Source organism: Nocardia sp. CY41 (assembly GCF_009829325.1).
Taxonomy (GTDB): Bacteria; Actinomycetota; Actinomycetes; order Mycobacteriales; family Mycobacteriaceae; genus Nocardia.
This window is the reverse complement of sequence record NZ_VUOS01000017.1, coordinates 198,322-213,585: the sequence shown is the minus strand read 5'-3', so window position 1 is coordinate 213,585 and position 15,264 is coordinate 198,322. Positions and strand designations below refer to the sequence as shown.

17 protein-coding genes are annotated in these 15,264 nt (G+C 68.0%); 5 read left to right on the top strand and 12 right to left on the bottom strand.

From position 1 onward, the window contains the following. Window positions 1-407 precede the first annotated feature (407 nt). The 4 genes from cobM to GVY64_RS19750 form a co-directional block, all read right to left on the bottom strand. Window positions 408-1,157 carry a precorrin-4 C(11)-methyltransferase gene (gene cobM, locus GVY64_RS19765; protein ID WP_159843516.1) on the bottom strand — a complete coding sequence of 250 codons (750 nt, stop codon included), beginning with the start codon at window positions 1,155-1,157 and terminating at the stop codon, window positions 408-410. Window positions 1,158-1,365: 208 nt separating this feature from the next. Then, window positions 1,366-1,791 (bottom strand): PPOX class F420-dependent oxidoreductase, encoded by a 426-nt coding sequence (locus GVY64_RS19760; RefSeq protein WP_159843514.1) that lies wholly within the window; start codon window positions 1,789-1,791, stop codon window positions 1,366-1,368. An 80-nt stretch (window positions 1,792-1,871) separates the two neighbouring features. Continuing rightward, complete coding sequence (locus tag GVY64_RS19755) at window positions 1,872-2,489, bottom strand: response regulator (RefSeq protein ID WP_159843512.1); 618 nt, start codon at window positions 2,487-2,489, stop codon at window positions 1,872-1,874. Further along, complete coding sequence (locus tag GVY64_RS19750; RefSeq protein ID WP_159843510.1) at window positions 2,486-3,859, bottom strand: sensor histidine kinase; 1,374 nt, start codon at window positions 3,857-3,859, stop codon at window positions 2,486-2,488. Before GVY64_RS19750 ends, GVY64_RS19755 begins: the two co-directional genes overlap by 4 nt. Before the next feature lie 130 nt (window positions 3,860-3,989). On the opposite strand from GVY64_RS19750, the gene GVY64_RS19745 reads away from it, so the two are divergent. From GVY64_RS19745 to GVY64_RS19735, 3 genes are all read left to right on the top strand, one after another. Then, on the top strand, window positions 3,990-5,093 hold the full coding sequence (locus tag GVY64_RS19745; RefSeq protein ID WP_159843508.1) for an ABC transporter permease: 1,104 nt from the start codon (window positions 3,990-3,992) through the stop codon (window positions 5,091-5,093). Between the two features lie 224 nt (window positions 5,094-5,317). Further along, entirely contained in the window at window positions 5,318-6,085 is a 768-nt protein-coding gene (locus GVY64_RS19740) for an ABC transporter ATP-binding protein (RefSeq protein WP_159843506.1), read from the top strand. 183 nt (window positions 6,086-6,268) lie between these two features. Then, on the top strand, window positions 6,269-6,745 hold the full coding sequence (locus GVY64_RS19735) for a hypothetical protein (protein ID WP_159843497.1): 477 nt from the start codon (window positions 6,269-6,271) through the stop codon (window positions 6,743-6,745). An 8-nt stretch (window positions 6,746-6,753) separates the two neighbouring features. On the opposite strand, the gene GVY64_RS19730 is transcribed toward GVY64_RS19735, so the two are convergent. The 4 genes from GVY64_RS19730 to GVY64_RS19715 all read right to left on the bottom strand — a co-directional run bounded on the left by GVY64_RS19730 (window position 6,754) and on the right by GVY64_RS19715 (window position 10,008). Further along, a complete protein-coding gene (locus tag GVY64_RS19730; protein ID WP_159843495.1) occupies window positions 6,754-7,737 on the bottom strand; it encodes a hypothetical protein in 984 nt (327 codons plus the stop codon). Next, a complete protein-coding gene (locus GVY64_RS19725; RefSeq protein ID WP_159843493.1) occupies window positions 7,734-8,096 on the bottom strand; it encodes a hypothetical protein in 363 nt (120 codons plus the stop codon). Before GVY64_RS19725 ends, GVY64_RS19730 begins: the two co-directional genes overlap by 4 nt. 245 nt (window positions 8,097-8,341) lie before the next feature. Further along, a complete protein-coding gene (locus GVY64_RS19720) occupies window positions 8,342-9,448 on the bottom strand; it encodes an epoxyqueuosine reductase (RefSeq protein WP_159843491.1) in 1,107 nt (368 codons plus the stop codon). Between the two features lie 194 nt (window positions 9,449-9,642). Further along, window positions 9,643-10,008: a hypothetical protein gene (locus GVY64_RS19715; RefSeq protein WP_159843488.1), complete on the bottom strand. Its 366-nt coding sequence runs from the start codon at window positions 10,006-10,008 to the stop codon at window positions 9,643-9,645. A 165-nt stretch (window positions 10,009-10,173) separates the two neighbouring features. On the opposite strand from GVY64_RS19715, the gene GVY64_RS19710 reads away from it, so the two are divergent. Further along, window positions 10,174-10,443: a hypothetical protein gene (locus GVY64_RS19710; RefSeq protein ID WP_159843485.1), complete on the top strand. Its 270-nt coding sequence runs from the start codon at window positions 10,174-10,176 to the stop codon at window positions 10,441-10,443. Window positions 10,444-10,532: 89 nt separating this feature from the next. On the opposite strand, the gene GVY64_RS19705 is transcribed toward GVY64_RS19710, so the two are convergent. The 4 genes from GVY64_RS19705 to GVY64_RS19690 form a co-directional block, all read right to left on the bottom strand. Next, window positions 10,533-10,823: a hypothetical protein gene (locus tag GVY64_RS19705; RefSeq protein WP_159843483.1), complete on the bottom strand. Its 291-nt coding sequence runs from the start codon at window positions 10,821-10,823 to the stop codon at window positions 10,533-10,535. A gap of 252 nt (window positions 10,824-11,075) precedes the next feature. After that, entirely contained in the window at window positions 11,076-12,266 is a 1,191-nt protein-coding gene (locus tag GVY64_RS19700; RefSeq protein ID WP_159843561.1) for an FAD-dependent oxidoreductase, read from the bottom strand. Window position 12,267: 1 nt separating this feature from the next. Next, on the bottom strand, window positions 12,268-12,867 hold the full coding sequence (locus tag GVY64_RS19695) for a TetR/AcrR family transcriptional regulator (protein WP_159843481.1): 600 nt from the start codon (window positions 12,865-12,867) through the stop codon (window positions 12,268-12,270). A 204-nt stretch (window positions 12,868-13,071) separates the two neighbouring features. Further along, entirely contained in the window at window positions 13,072-13,392 is a 321-nt protein-coding gene (locus tag GVY64_RS19690) for a hypothetical protein (protein WP_159843479.1), read from the bottom strand. A 170-nt stretch (window positions 13,393-13,562) separates the two neighbouring features. Here GVY64_RS19690 and GVY64_RS19685 point away from each other — a divergent pair, with 170 nt between their 5' ends. Further along, window positions 13,563-14,879, top strand: a complete 1,317-nt coding sequence (locus tag GVY64_RS19685; protein ID WP_159843477.1) for a helix-turn-helix domain-containing protein — start codon at window positions 13,563-13,565, stop codon at window positions 14,877-14,879. Window positions 14,880-15,264 lie beyond the last annotated feature (385 nt).

The following is a 15,264-nucleotide window of genomic DNA, read 5'->3' as shown; positions in this document are numbered from 1 at the left end:
CCGTAACCTCGCTTCCGGAACACCACGCAAGCGCTCCCCGACCACACCCGGAGGGGGCGCACACCTGTCCGAGCGTGGCGCCTGCGTCTCCGGGTTGAGTTCTCACATCAAATCAGGCAAAAAATGTTCAATTGAACTATCTGTCCAACGTGCCGGGCTTGTTACATGAGCTCGACCGTGCCCAGAACCCACCGACCGGCTCCGCCGGGACCTTCTTTGCGAATCACCGGATCAATCTACCGTCGCCCCCGGCAGGCAACCAACCATCGGTCATAGCGGGCGAACATCACCGCAGGCAGGGGCTTTGCAAATGTTTGCCGGAAGGATGTTGCGGTTCTCACATGAGTCACCGCGGCACCAATTCGGGCGCTTCGACACCGGGGGGCGGGCGCCTGAGGCACCCGCCGTCAGGACCCACGCACGCGCGCCGGGTCGTAGAGATGCGATTCCGCGCACGACACCGAGGGTGTGAGCGCGCGGCCCACCAGGATCACCGCGGCCTGCCGCAGTCCGGCGGCCTCCACCTGGTCGGCGATGTCGGCCAGGCTGCCGCGCAGGACGAGTTGCTCCCGCTGGCTGGCGCGGTAGACGACGGCGACCGGGCAGTCCGGGCCATAGTCGGCGGACAGTTCGGCGGCCAAGGCGCGGACGCGGGTGATGGCCAGGTGCAGCGCGAGCGTTGCGCCGGTGGCGGCGAAGTTCGCCAGCGCTTCGGACTCGGGCATCGCGGTGGAGCGGGCCTGCGTGCGGGTCAGCACGACCGATTGCGCCAGCTCGGGCACCGTCAGCTCCGCACCGAGCACCGCGGCCGCGGCGGCATAGGCGGGCACGCCCGGCGTGACATCCCACGCCACCCCGTGCGCGTCGAGCCTGCGGGTCTGCTCGGTCAACGCCGAATACAGCGACGGGTCGCCCGAGCACAGCCGGGCCACGTCGCGGCCCGCCCGGTCCGCGCGCACCAGCAGCTCGGTGATCCGGTCGAGGTCCAGATGCTGGGTATCGACCAACTCGGCGTCCGGGGCGCAGTGCGCCAGCACCCCTGGATCCAGATAGGTCCCCGCGTACAGGCACACCGGCGACGCGCGCAGCAACTCGACCGCGCGCACCGTCAGCAGATCGGCCGCCCCCGGCCCGGCCCCGATGAAATGCACGGTCATGCGCGCGAGTGTATTGACCGCCGGTCGCCACGCGGTCGGCGACCGAGCGCCAAAGCCGACCAGTTCCTCGGCTCGCTCGCGCCGGTCCCCCGATCCGGTCGCTTCCCAACCGGACACCGGCCCGAGGCCGGAGCGGAGGCCGCCCGACCGCCGACGGTATTCGGCGCAGGGTCGTCGCGATGGTCCCCGCGGCGCGGCCCCCCGCCGCTCAGGCGGTGGCGTCGAAGTGAGCGATCACCTTGTCCGGGCGAAGACGGACGACGAGCTCGCCCGGGACGCCGTTGCGCTTGCCGAATTCCTCGGCGCGGTCCGCGCCCATGTAACGGCCGCCGATCTCGGTGGCGGTGCGCAGCAGTTCGCCGGGGTCTTCCGAGAGCGTGACGGTGCCCCGCAACTGCACCGACGCGTAAGGCGGCTCCTCCAGGTCCACGCACACCGAGACGCGCCCGTCCCTGGCGAACGCCTTGCCCTTCGCGGTGGACTTGCCGGTGTTGAAGACCAGCGAATCCCCTTCGAGGACGAACCACACCGGCGTCACCATCGGACTGCCGTCGGCGGCCACGAACGCCACCTTGCCGGTACGGGTGCCGTGGGAGAGGAACTCGCGCACTTCTGGATCGGAAAGAGAGGCCATCCGCCCACCCTAGGTCGCGGCAGAGCACGGAGCACGGGACGAATCGCCGTGTTCGAGGCCGGAGGCGTCGCGCCCGCACATCACAGGACGCCGTGCTCGCGGGCGCGCGCCACCGCTGAGGTGCGGGAACGCACGCCGAGTTTTCCGTATATATGCACCAAGTGGGATTTGACGGTGGTCTCGCTGAGGAACAGCTCTTTGGCGATCTCACGGTTGGACCGGCCGTCGGAGACCAGCCGCAACACCTCGAGTTCGCGCCGACTCAATGTGGTGTCGGCGCGACGCACCCTGGTCATCAGTTTGGACGCCACCGCGGGCGAGAGCACGCTGTCCCCAGCCGCGGCGGACCGGACGGCGGAGAGCAAGTCGGGGGGTGGCGTGTCCTTGAGGATGTAGCCGCAAGCGCCCGCCTCGATGGCGCCGAGGATGTCGGCGTCGGTGTCGTAGTTCGTCACCACCAGGACGTTCGGCGGGGTAGCCAGTTCGCGAAGCCGCGCGGTCGCCTCGACTCCCGACCGACCGGTTCCGAAGCTCAAGTCCATCAGCACCACATCGATCGGAGCGGTCGCACAGAACGCGACGGCCGCCTCCGCCGTGGCCGCCTCGCCCACGACGGTGATGTCGTCGGCTACCTCCAGCAGCGCGCGCAGGCCGGCGCGAACGATCGCATGGTCATCGGCGAGCAGCAGTCGGATCACTCGCGCCCCTCCGCGCCCTTGTCCCGCGGCCGGGTGTCTGTTCCGTCGTGGCCGGACACCGGCCCGCCCAAGTCCGACGCAGCCGCTTCTGTACGGGCTCGGGCGACTGGCCCCCTGCGCGGCGGATGCGCCGTACCGAGCGCCGAGGCATCCGGCGCGGGGTCTCGCTCGCTCGGCGCATCGGCTGCGGGCGCTTCCGAACCGACCGCACCCGAGCGCGATTCGAGCGGAAAGGACACCGTGACCGCCGTATGTCCCGGTTCCGACTCGACAGACATGACGCCGCCCTGCTCATGGACTCGCGACCACATGGCGGCCAGTCCGAAAGACCCCGACGGATTTCGCTCGAGCAATGCGGGAGCGATGCCCACGCCGTCGTCCACCACGTCGAGATGTACCGCGTCGTCCCCGTAGGTGAGCGTCACGCGCATCCGGCTCGCTCCGGCGTGGCGGATCACGTTCGAGACCGCGCCTTGCGCGATCCGGACCAGCGCGGCCGAGATCGGCATGGGCAATCGTTCCGCCGGACCCTCGACCACGAATTCGGTGTCCAGGCCCGGCGTCGCGGCGCGCAGTGCGATCCGCTCCAGTGCCTCGGCCAGCGACTTTCCCTCCAGCGCCACGGGAGTCAACTCGGCGATGAGCTGTCTGGTCTCGGCGAGGTTCTCCGCGGCCGTCTCCCTGGCCAGCCGCACCCTCGGCAGCGCCGGGTGATCCGGCGCCTCCTGCTCGACGGCGTGCAGCAGCAGTTGGATGGAACTCAACCCTTGCGCCACCGTGTCGTGGATTTCGGCGGCCAGCCGCTCTCGCTCGGCGAGCTTGCCCGCCGTACGCTCGCGATCCAGCAAAGCCGCTCTGGTACTGAGCAATTCGTCGATCAGCCGCTGCCGTTCGGCCGCCTCGCGGAACAACGCCTGATAGCCGAGCCCGATGCCGACCGCCACGGCGGCTCCGATGACCGGTCCGACGACGCCGGCCACCGACCAGCCCCGATGCAGCCCGAAACCCGCCACCGCCACGGCGGTCGCGGCCGCGACGGCGCAGAGATTCCACGGGCGCGGCAGCAGGTGCAGGTACAGGAAGAACAGGCCGAAGGCGAGGTAACCCGCATCCGGCGCGAGCACGACCAGCCCGAGCCACAGCGCCGTCAGCGCACCGAGCCATACCGGGATCGCGCGCCGTCTCCCGGCGAGCGCGGCACCCGCGAGATAGGTCGCGAGAAAGGCCGCGGTGCAGACGACGGTCGCGCCCGGGTGCGCGGCGCCGGGCAGCATCGCGCGCACGGCGACGACCACCGCCAAGCCCGTCATCAGCACGTGCAGGCCCAGTCGCAACGTGGTGAAAACGGGGGTCAGCGGGGACGCGTGCACGGTGTCAGCTTATGTACGGCTATCGCCGGGGCATCCATCGAAAGGTGGAAAACCGCCACCGACTTCCGGTCATCCGCGCTTCCTCCCCCGGTGCGATGGAAACGACCCGGTGCGGCGTGAGGGTGGAGACATGTTCGTCGCACTCCGAGACCTCCGCGCCGCCCGCGGCCGGTTCTCGCTGATCACACTCGTCGTCACGCTGGTTGCGGTGCTGGTGAGCTTCCTCGGCGGCCTCACGGCCGGGCTCGCACACCAAAACGTGTCGGCGATAGCTTCCCTGCCCGGTGACACCGTCGTCTTCGCCGACACGGGCGGCGCTCCCTCGTTCGACGGGTCCGTTCTGACCGAGGACCAGATCGCGACTTGGCTGGCCGCCGACGGCGGCGTGACACCGGTGGGCGTCGCCCGCGGCGAGGCCGGACGGGAAGGCCGCGCACCCGCGCAGGTCGCGTTGTTCGGCACGGACTCCGGCGACCGCGCGATGGCCGAAGGCCGCTCGCCCGCCCGCGCCACGCGGTCCGGCACCGACTCCGGCAACCGCTGGGCGACCGAAGCGAGCACCGTGGTGCTGAGTATCGGCGCGGCCGCCGATCTCGCTGCCGTGCCCGGTGATCCGGTCGCCATCGGCGGACGCGTCTTCACCGTGGCGGCCGTGCGCGGCGACGACTGGTACAGCCACACTCCTGTCGTCTGGATGACGCTCGCCGATTGGCGGGCGCTCAATCCTCGTTCCGGTGCGGCGACCGTGCTCGCGGTTTCGGGGGCGACCGATCAGGACGGGCTGAACGCCACCGCGCACACCCGGACCACCGACTTGTCCGGAGCCCGGTCGGCGATCGGCTCCTACCGGGCCGAGAACGGCTCGCTCACCCTGATGACGGTTCTGCTGTTCGCCATCTCCGCGCTGGTGATCGGCTCGTTCTTCACCGTGTGGACGATCCAGCGGATGCCCGATATCGCGACGCTGAAAGCTCTGGGAGCGACGTCGGCATCGCTCGTCCGCGACGCCCTCTGCCAAGCCGCGGCGGTACTCGCGACCGGTATCGCGATCGGTCTGGGAATCACCGTCACCACGGCGGCACTGCTCGGCGACGCGGTGCCCTTCGTACTGAGCCCGGCCACCACGCTGCTCCCGTCCGCCGTCCTGATCCTGCTCGGTCTGCTGGGCGCGGCCTTCGCCCTGCGCTTCTTGTTCACCGCCGACCCGCTCACCGCGCTCGGCGCGGGCCGCTGACTCCTGCGCGGCACCGCCCCGCACTACGCATTGCCGCCCCGGAGCGCACCGCCTCATCGACGGTCACGTCGGGCAACACCCGCGCGATGCTCTCCCCAGCAATCACGCCGAACGGCACCGGCGCGGAACCCGGCCAACGATCACGACCCGCTACCGACACCGCCGGAGGACCTGCCGTCGGAGCATCCGAACCGCCCGACCGTCCACAACACCGGAGTTCCGAGATGACCCCAGCCAGTACCACCCTCACCCTCGCGGATGTAACGCTCACCTACCCCGACGGCGGGGGCCGCCTCACCGCGCTGGACCGAGTGAGCCTGCGCGTTTCCTCGGGCGAGATCGCCGCCATCACCGGCCCGTCCGGCTCCGGCAAGTCCAGCCTGCTGGCCGTCACCGCCACGCTGATCCGCCCGGACTCCGGGCACATCCGACTCGAAACGCCGCAGGGACCCGTCGATTTCGCCACCGTGGGGCGCCGCGAGGCAGCGGCGCTGCGCCGCTCGTCCATCGGCATCGTCTTCCAGCAGCCGAACCTGATCCCGGCGCTCACCGCCGTCGAGCAACTCGAGGTCATGGGACATCTCGGGCAACGAATCGGCACCTCGCGCCGTCGACGCCGCGAGCTTCGCGACCGGGCGCTGGCTCTGCTCGATTCCGTCGGCCTGGCCGAGCAACGAGACAAACGCCCCGCCCAACTGTCCGGCGGGCAACGGCAACGAGTGAACATCGCCCGCGCTCTGATGAACACCCCGTCCCTCCTGGTGATCGATGAACCCACCAGCGCGCTGGACTCCGAACGCGGCGCGGCGGTGATCGACCTGATCCTGTCGGTCGCTCACGACCACGCGGCCGCCACCCTCCTGGTCACCCACGACCGCTCCCACCTGCACCGGATGAACGCGGTCTACCGCATGGTCGACGGACGCCTCGCTCCCGAAACAGTTCCGGCCGTGGATTCGCCGCCGAGCTTCGAGGGCGCAACGGCTCACTGACGCCGACTTCGCCAGGAGAACTCGGCCGATACGACGAGCCACAGCGGCACCGCTGCGCCCAGTCGGCGGGAAAGCCTCCACCTATGCCCGTCTCGGGCTGGTCGGAAATACGGCTCCGTGCCGATGACCGGTCGGAGGCGGCGCACAGTGACATTTCCATAAGCTTGTGCATATCATCTACACATGCTTACAAACTCTGCGGCTCGACCCTCCGACGACCAGCCCGGCGGACCGGATGAACAGCCGTTCTCCGACGGCACCGTGCTGATGCCCTGGCAAGCCGGGCCGCGACACGACACCCGAGGGCCGGTGTTCGTCAGCGTGACCGACTTCCTGGCCGCCTCCGACGAGGACGTTCAGGCGATCTACAAGACGGGAATGCGACTGGGCCGCAATTGGCCGGTGATGCACGGCGCGGTCGGCCTGTGGTTGTGGGCGCGGCCGTCGGAAGCGCGCGGCGGTTCGATCTCGGTGTGGGAGACCGAGCAGGACATGCGACGGTTCGTGCGCTGGCCGGTGCACGCCGACATCATGCGGACGTGGCGCGGCCGAGTCGGTCTCGCCACCGACTCGTGGCAGGCCGCCGGGTTCGAAGTCCAGGAAGTGTGGGCACGGGCGCGGAACACCATCGAACGGCGCCCGCACCCCCAGGCCGGGTGACCAGCGGATCAAGGTGGCAGGACCCTGGCGTCGGCCGGGATCATGCCCAGTTCCCGGATCTTCTCCAGCCGCGCCACCGCGCCGTCGATCGCATTGTCGTGCAGACCGGCGTCACCGAGCGCCGCGCGAAAGCGGGAGATGTCGACGTTTTCGACCGCGCGGAACACCTCCGCGTCGAGGCGCTCGCCCTTTTGCGCCATGGCGAAGTCGGAATCGATATTGATCTCGAGCGGTCGAGTCGACAGCGGGAATGATCGGCCGTGATCGATGGCGACGACTTCGAGCTGTCCGTCACGTTCCACGGTGCGATAGTTGCCGGGATGGCGATCCATGGAGCCGATGACGTAGTCGAGTACCGCGACTTGTTGCTGCTGGACTTTGGGATAGTCCGCCACCGGCCTCGACGGCTTGGATTCGACGAACTGCTGGATCATGCCGGGCCCGGACGCTCTGCCATCCGGTCCGATGACGCCGTCCGTTCTGGCCGTCGGAGGCACCCTGCCGAAACCGAGTAGTTCATCGACCCGATAGGCCGCGATCTCCCGGCTGGTCAGCGCGCCGGGAGCGTGCACGAATGGCAGCCCCGCGTCGTATTGCTCACCGTGGATAGGCTTGTAGATATTCAATTCCCCATCAGCGGAACGCATCTTCCGGACTGTGGTGGAACTTTTCGCCACCGCTACTTTCATGTCGCCTTCGAACTCGACATCCGTGGTCAGCCTGCGCGCGCGCATGGCGGATTCGGCCGCACTGGGCTGGTAGTCCCACACCCGCTGCCGAGCCGCCTGCGCCGGATGCGGCTGCACTCGGGTGCGCGCTTCTTCCACCAGGTGCGAGGACCGCTCGTCCACGTCCCGGAACGTGCGGGCGCCGAGGTCCAGCGTGCCGCTGGTGCGCCGATACGTGCCCGCGGCGGTGCGAGTCCCCAGATCGAGGGTTCTGGTCAGGCGCCGGGTGATGTTGCGAAGTAGCGGGGTGACAGCGTCCCTCACCGAGCGGGCGGCGCCGACGCGCCATTCGAACCCGATGCCGGATTCCGGGACCAAGGCGTGCGACCGCTCGGCCGTTGCGGCTCGTCCGGGCTCTCATCGACAACGCGGTAGTAGCTCATCGCTTGCGAATCGAGCAACGCGCGCAGGAAAGGCGGACCCTCGTCCGGCATTATTCGGCCTGGCGGGTCGAAGACTTTGATACCGCGCTCGTACAGCCGTTCGGCGACGAGGCATCCGTCGGGATCGATCACCGTGAGCGTCACGCCACCGTCTGGATTCGACCCGAATTCGGCTACTCGGCGCGGTCGCGCATGACCGACGTCATAGATTGCGACCAGAGTCGGCGCGTACTCGGCCATGATCCCTCACCTTCACCTGCGACAACCACCCGGCAGCGGTTCGACGTCCGGCCCGGGCGGAGATCCGGGACGGACGGTCGACGTCTCAGGAAGGGAATTTACTACCGATCGGTCGGTTTCTCCGGACGAGGGCAGGCTCCAGACAACCGCACCGCGCTGCTGCCCGGCCCGGGTCGGAAATCATGCGCCCGGCGGGCCCGGCGCCTGGCCGAGCCCGCTTCAGCGGCGGAGAACTCGCTCCCCGATCAGTCCGAGGCGCCGCGCGGGCGAGGCCGTGGGCCGATCTGATCGAGCAGCGTGTTCACCTCGTCCGGGAAGCCGTTGGTGACCGGCTTCGGGGTCTTGGCCGGGAAACGGCGTGTGACGTGCTCCTCCGCGGCGGAGCCCGGCAGCACGTAGACGGGTTCCGGCTTGTTCTGCAACGGCCGCACCACCTCCGCCAAGTGCCCCTTCCGGTCGTCGAGGAAAGCTCCGATCACATCCTCGCCGGCCGGGCAAACGGCCATGCAGTAGCCGGCCTTGTAGTTCGGTTTGAAAGACAGGCTCTGCCACATCGAGAACGACTCACCCGTGGTCACGCGTTCGCGGTACTCGGCACGGTCGGCGCTGTCTGCGATGGTTTCGGCCCAATCGGTGAAGCCGCCCATGAACTCCCGGTAGTTGTGCGTGTAGCACGCCTGGAAATCGAACCCGCCTTCGTCGGTGATCGCGCCGACCGGGCAGGCGGACACGCACAGCTTGCACTCGAGACACGGGTTGAAATCCAGCGCGGCGCTCGGCTCGTCGACCACGGCATCGGTCACCACGGTGCCGAGCAGGATGAAGTTGCCGAACTTCGGATGGATGACGTTGCGGTGAATACCCATCACCCCCAAACCCGCGGCCTGCGCCACCACCTTGTGCGCGATCACCCAGACGCGCCCGGGAAACTGATCGACCTCCATCGGATATCCCGGCGCCGGGTACACGGCGCGATAGCCGGCGTCCTGGAGTGCCCGCGTGATCCGGCGCGAGACCTCGTTGGTTTCGTCGTCGGCGTGGTTGAACTCGGTATTGGCCAGGCTGCGCTGGGGACTGCGTAGATTATCGCGATTCATCCGCACACAGAAGGCGATGAATGTCCGTGCTGTGGGAAGTATTCCGCGCGCATGCTCGAGTTCTTCGGCCACGCGCGGGTCGTCGACCCGAACGAAGCCCACGTCGTCCGCGCCTGCGGCAAGGCAGATCTCGCGCAGCCGGGCGGTGGACAGCACCGGGTCAGGCGTGGTCCGCGGCCGCTGCGCCATCCGCTGGACGGTCGGATGCTGGGCCAGCCGTCGCGGTCCCGATGATTCCTGGTTCGTTTCAGACATCGAGCTCTCCTATCCCTGCGAGACCGACACGGCCTCGAAGAGTTAGACGTGCTGGAGCACTGGAACTCATCGCGGGACCACCGCAGGATTCTCCCGTCGGCTTCGGTCCTCCGGCTCTACTGGAGGCCTGCGGTAGTCACCTTCGTGACGACATCGATGGGTCGGCCGAAAAGCTCGGTGACCATTGGCGCGGATCACGGTGGCCGAGGCTTATCCGACGGCCGATGCGGGACCCGAGGGTCCATGACACGGCGGGGTGCGGCCCTCCCTTGCGGCGGGAAGTGGCGAGATTCGAGGGTGATCAGCGCGCACACCGACATGATCTCGTCCGCCCGGAATTCCACGTGCTCCAGCGTCGGAGTCAGCACCGCGACCGCGCCGACGCGAACCACCACGGTGAGCAGCGCCGTGAGCGAGGCGGGCGCGGTCGGCCCGGCGACCAGGGTGCGCGCCAGATCGAAGCCGGACGCCTTCGCCAGCGCGCGGATTTCCATTTCGTGCCTGCGCGTGCGGCGTCCGGAGATGTCGCGGCGCAGATATCCGACCACTTTCGGCTTCATGATCACCTCTCGTTCGATGGGAGCGCCCGCCGCCGGGGGCTTTCGCCACCGTTCGCGGCTCACCGCGTCCGGAGTGCCGAGCACGGCATCACCCCGGCGGCGCGCACATCGAGCCTCGAGGAAAGCAAGCCGTATCTCCACGCTGTCAAGCGCGCCAGAGCAGGTGTGCGATATCTGCGGTTGCACGGCGCGGTCGGCCTGTGGTTGTGGGCGCGGCCGTCGGAAGCGCGCGGCGGTTCGATCTCGGTGTGGGAGACCGAGCAGGACATGCGACGGTTCGTGCGCTGGCCGGTGCACGCCGACATCATGCGGAAGTGGCGCGCCCGAGTCGGTCTCGCCACCGACTCGTGGCAGGCCGCCGGGTTCGACGCCCAGGGCGTGTGGGCACGGGCGCGCGACACGATCGACTTGCGCCCGCACCCCCAGGCCGGATGACCCATACGCGGCCGTGCACCGGATCAGCGGTCAGACCACTGCTCCGGAAGATTTCGGCGGCCCGGAGACGTCCGGCCGACCGGTCTTGATCAGGGGCGGCGCATGAACGCCATCACGCAGCACTCCCTCGTGTCCGAGCTGTCGACGCTCCGTTCGATCACACTGACCAACTCCCAACCCTGGGATTCGAGCAGTTCGATGCCATTGAGCAGGTGGACAACCGGCTCGAAGATCGTGGACCTGTTGTCCCCCAGAGCGCGGAACTCCAGCCGCAGCGGCGAGCTCAGGACCAGGTTCCGGCGCGGATAGGAGTGCAGGTCCACCACGCCGTTCAGCACGGCGATCACGTCGAAGACAGGTCCGGGTGCAGGAGTACTCACGTCCCCATAGTCCTGCACTCTCGACCCTCCGGCGAAACGACGAAAACCATGCCCCGCCGCTGGTGTGCGGATCAGGGGGCATGCCGTCGAACTCCGCTATTGCAGATCAGCGCTCTGTGGACGACACCATCGACATAACGGAAGGGTTCGAACTGCGCTCGGACGAGCCATCACCGCACGTTCTGAAAGCGACGGCCCGATTTCTCCCATGCCTTACTGCCAGGGCGAGCCCGGGCTCGTCTGGGGCGGTGTTCAGGGGCGGATGTGTTCCGGGCGAACGCCGATTCCGATGAATCGGCCCACCGCGTGGCGCAGCACCGGCAGCCGCCGGAAGACGCGGAAGATCGGCGGGACGTGAGTGGCTGTGTCGTCGTGCAGATTTTTGGGGTAGAGGTCGCGCAGAATGGCCAACTGGAACAGCTGGGTCAGTCTGACGGGCAGTTGGCGGCGGGCCTGCACGCGAGGCGGATCGGCGTCGGTCAGGTTGTGCGCGAGCAGTTTCGGGCCGAGGATGTTCGCGGTTGCGACAGCGTCCTGGATGGCCAGATTTATGCCGACGCCACCCGCCGGTGACATGGCGTGGGCGGCATCGCCTATGCAGAGCAGGCCCGGTCGATACCACTTGACGAGCCGGTCGACACGAACCGTCAGCTGGTGAACGTCGGCCCAATCGGTGAGTTCGTGAACGCGGTCTCGCAATGCGGGGGCGAGCGCGCTGATTCTGTCGCGTAGTTCGCCGATGCCGAGTGCGCGTAGATCTTCGTAGGCGTTCGTGGGAATGGTGTACGCCACTTGCCAGTAGTCTCCGCGGTCGATGGCGACCATCGCCCCCTTGCCGCCCTGGAAGAACTCGACCCGGTCCGTCGCTCGCCGCGACAGCCGAAACCACAGGACGTCCATCGGTGGCGAGCTCGCCGCTGCCCACAAACCGGCCGCTTCTCGCATACGCGAGTGGCGGCCATCAGCGGCCACGACGAGATCGGCTCGTATTTCGAAGCTTTCGGTGTCGGTGGCCGCCCGCACACCGAGGACTCGATCGTTCTCGATGAGCAGATCGATTGCCTTCGTGGGTTGCAGGAGCCGGAAGCCGGGGAAGGCCGCGGCCTTGGTCGCCAGGAAATTCAGGAATTCCCATTGCGGCATGAACGCGATGTACGGGCTGCGGACCGACAGCTTCCGGAAATCCGCGAAGGTCACGGGCTCGCCGCCGACCGCGACAGTGACGCGATCCATGGTGCTGTGCGGGAGGCGGTGGAATTCCTCCAGCCAGCCGAGTTCGTGGATGAGCTCCTGAGTGGACGGATGGATGGTGTCGCCACGGAAATCGCGCAGGAAGTCGGCGTGTTTTTCCAGCACCACCACCTCGACACCCTGCCGGGCGAGCAGCGTGCCCAGCATCATCCCGGCGGGGCCGCCGCCTACCACGCAGCATTGCACGTTCATGTCATGCACCGGCGATCTCTCCTTCTTCGAATGGCGCGCTACGAACAAGTCCGTGGAGCACGAGACCCACCAGTTCGGCGACATCGACCGGGATGCCGGTGCTGCGCCCGACGGCGAGAGTCGCGAACAGAGCGGTCGCGGTCGTGCGCGCGTCATGGTCACGCAATTCCCCCGCGGCCACGCGGGAGCGCAGATACTCGGCCATCACCGCCTGCCCTTCCCCGACGAATTCCGCCAGCGCCGCCCGCACGTTCTCGTGTGAATGCCCGGCGGCAAAAAACAATCTGATCAGCTTGGCATTGGCGGCCAGGACGCCGTCGAACTCGCGCATGACCCGGGGCAAGACCTCGGTCGCCGGCTCGCCCTCCGCCTGCTCCAGCGATTCGCGCAGCTGCCGCGAGAATCCGCGCTCCCGCAACAACGCGGTCACCAGCGCCTCTTTTCCGGCGAAATAGTGATACAGCAGGCCGGGCGCGCCCCCGGCGGCAGCCGCGATGTCCTTGACCGAAGCCCCGTCGATCCCTTTGTCGGCGAACACCTCCAACGCCGCGTCGAGCAAGCGCTCGCGCCGCCACTGCGCCTGTTCTCGTCGACTTCCCACGACACTCCATTGATTGAACGATCATTCAACGAACTGGACCGTACCAGCCCGACCCGCGAAAAGCGAAGCTTGACAACCCAGGATCAGGTCAGACGCTCGTTCGACCGCCCGTGCGAGGACCGGGCCACGGTGCGGCGGGCTGTCCCCTGCCCTGCGGTGGAATGTGCCCGGAATCGAGGGTGATCAGCCCGCACACCGACATGATCACGTCCGCGCGGTCTTCCAGATGGCACAGAGAGGGGGGATCACCGCGATCGCGCCGACGCGGCCGATCACGGTGAGCAGCGCCGTGAGCGAGGCGGGCGCGGTCGGCCCGGCGACCAGGGTGCGCGCCAGATCGAAGCCGGACGCCTTCGCCAGCGCGCGGATTTCCATTTCATGCCTGCGCGTGCGGCGTCCGGAGATGTCGCGGCGCAGATATCCGACCACTTTCGGCTTCATGATCACCTCTCGTTCGACGGGAGCGCCCGCCGCCGGGGGCTTTCGCCACCGTTCGCGGCTCACCGCGTCCGGAGTGCCGAGCACGGCATCACCCCGGCGGCGCGCACATCGAGCCTCGAGGAAAGCAAGCCGTATCTCCACGCTGTCAAGCGCGCCAGAGCAGGTGTGCGATATCTGCGGTTGCACGCCACAACCTCGGCGATCGTGCTTAAGTTCGCTCCACAGGGTGACTTTCGAGCAGGGGGCGAAAAATCATGGACCAGGAGATCGACGGCGCGTGGAAGTCACCGCAATTCCGCAAGTTGCTCGCCGAAGGACAGCCCGGCCGAGCCCTCGCCCTCGTCCGTAGAGAAATGGGCCTCTCGCAGGCCGACTTCGGCGCACTCCTGCACTGGGACCGAACCCACGCCGGGCGGGTGGAACGCGGAGAAGTCGGGACCATCTTCGATGTGCGGGAACTGGTCCGCGCCGCCGACGCGCTCGGCATCCCCCGCTCCGCGCTGCTTCCTCTCTTGCTCGCGACACCCGAGACGGGGACCATCGACAACGGGGCTGGCGAAGGAGTCGATGACGTGGATCGCAGACAATTCGGCCTGGCAGCGACAATGACGGCACTGACGGGTGTCGCGATACCGCCGAGCAGGGCGGCGGAACCGATTCGAGTCGGCACCGGTCATGTCACGTACATCCGTGCGCTTTCACAACGGCTGTGGGAGCACGACAACCATCACGGAGGCGGCGGAGTGTTCCACTACGCAGCACGGCAATACGCCTCCGTTCGACGGCTACTGGACTCGCGGTCGTACGGCCAGCGCATTGGCGTCGAGTTGGTGAGCGCCACGGGATGGTTGTCGAATACCGTTGCGTGGCTGGCCCGCGATAATAATCGCCCCGGCACGGCTCGACGCCGACTGACGGAATCGGTTCTGCTCGCCGAACAGTGCGGCGACAATGCTTTATTGGCCGCCGCCCTCGGAGACCTCGCGAATCTCGCCGCTTCGTCACCAGCCTCGTTCGCCGAGCCCGTGCGCCTGGCTCGGCGGTCGACCGAATTGGTCAGGGGCATTCCTTCGGCCCGCATGAACGCATTGAAGGCCGCCGAAGAGGCGACGGCGTATGCAGCCGTCGGCGACGAGCGGGAATTCGATCGCGCGATGACACGAGTCTGGCGCGAAGCCGACCACGGTCTCGACAGCCCGGACGACCCGGCATGGTTGGATCACGTCACCGAGGCCGAGCTGCGCGCCCACGAGGCACGAGGACTCCGAATGCTCGGCCACCACAGCCGGGCGGTGGCTCTGTGGCGCGAGAGCATCGCCCACGCCGACTTCTTCCCCCGCGACGAAGCCTCCTACCGCGCCTACTACTCCGCCGCCCTCGCGGGCCTCGGCGATACCACCTCGGCCCTCACCGAAGCACACACCACCCTGAACCTGCTGGAAACCCAGGTGAATTCACCGCGCCTCCTCGCCGAACTCCGCCCGGTCCGCGTCGCCGCCACCCGCACACGCGGTGACGACGCCGAACACTTCCGCCACCGCTTCGACACCCTCACCGCCCGCACGGCATGACAACAGGGTCTCGACCAGACCTGTGACTTCGCAGCGGCTGGGCCGTGCGGCACGGCGCGGTCGGCCTGTGGTTGTCGCCGGGCGCGTCCCGACCGATAAGTATGAGTGATCGTCTACGCCCGGATTCGGCGTTGTTCTGCGCTGGTGGGTCATCACACGCTTGGGATACACATCCGATCTTGTCTCCTGGAGCGTTGTTGTCCGAGATCCCGCCCCTTCCGCAGCTTCGCCGATCCGCCCGAGTCGTGGCGGGAATACTTTCGGCCGATCTGTGGTGGTTCCGCTGAAAGACTTACGTCTCTTGTTGGCCCGGATCGCAGCCGGCTTGACGAAGACAACGAAGGCAGCCGGTGCCGGAGCGGGGAGCGGATACCGCACAATCGCT

What these genes read in the sequence shown, in the direction of transcription:
- GVY64_RS19715 (WP_159843488.1), bottom strand. Translation starts at nt 10,008, where the DNA reads ATGAAGCCGAAAGTGGTCGGATATCTGCGCCGCGACATCTCCGGACGC.
- GVY64_RS19700 (WP_159843561.1), bottom strand. Translation starts at nt 12,266, where the DNA reads ATGAACGTGCAATGCTGCGTGGTAGGCGGCGGCCCCGCCGGGATGATG.
- GVY64_RS19760 (WP_159843514.1), bottom strand. Translation starts at nt 1,791, where the DNA reads ATGGCCTCTCTTTCCGATCCAGAAGTGCGCGAGTTCCTCTCCCACGGC.
- GVY64_RS19745 (WP_159843508.1), top strand. Translation starts at nt 3,990, where the DNA reads ATGTTCGTCGCACTCCGAGACCTCCGCGCCGCCCGCGGCCGGTTCTCG.
- GVY64_RS19740 (WP_159843506.1), top strand. Translation starts at nt 5,318, where the DNA reads ATGACCCCAGCCAGTACCACCCTCACCCTCGCGGATGTAACGCTCACC.
- GVY64_RS19735 (WP_159843497.1), top strand. Translation starts at nt 6,269, where the DNA reads ATGCTTACAAACTCTGCGGCTCGACCCTCCGACGACCAGCCCGGCGGA.
- cobM (WP_159843516.1), bottom strand. Translation starts at nt 1,157, where the DNA reads ATGACCGTGCATTTCATCGGGGCCGGGCCGGGGGCGGCCGATCTGCTG.
- GVY64_RS19720 (WP_159843491.1), bottom strand. Translation starts at nt 9,448, where the DNA reads ATGTCTGAAACGAACCAGGAATCATCGGGACCGCGACGGCTGGCCCAG.
- GVY64_RS19685 (WP_159843477.1), top strand. Translation starts at nt 13,563, where the DNA reads ATGGACCAGGAGATCGACGGCGCGTGGAAGTCACCGCAATTCCGCAAG.
- GVY64_RS19725 (WP_159843493.1), bottom strand. Translation starts at nt 8,096, where the DNA reads ATGGCCGAGTACGCGCCGACTCTGGTCGCAATCTATGACGTCGGTCAT.